General features: G+C 59.6%; 1 pseudogene. It reads left to right on the plus strand.

The features are described 5' to 3' along the window. Positions 1–250 (plus strand): annotated as a pseudogene (locus RG959_RS24640) (MFS transporter); the annotation flags it as partial.

Below are 250 nucleotides of genomic sequence, written 5' to 3' on the forward strand. Positions count from 1 at the left end.
CGTCACCGACTTCCCGCCAATCCGTATCTGGGGCACCATCGGCTTTATCATGGCAATGTGGGGCGTGAGCTTCGCGGGCTTCGAGCTGAGCCACATGCAGCTGTATATTGGTGCCGCGCTCGCCGTGCTGCTGGCGCTGTTCACCCTGACGCTGCCCACCATTCCGGTTTCTAACCAGCAGAAAAACCAGAGCTGGAGCACCATGCTTGGCCTGGACGCCTTCGCCCTGTTCAAAAACAAGCGCATGGCT

The sequence above is a fragment of the Domibacillus sp. 8LH genome, assembly GCF_038806185.1.
In the GTDB taxonomy this organism is placed as follows: Bacteria; Bacillota; Bacilli; order Bacillales; family Domibacillaceae; genus Domibacillus; species Domibacillus indicus_A.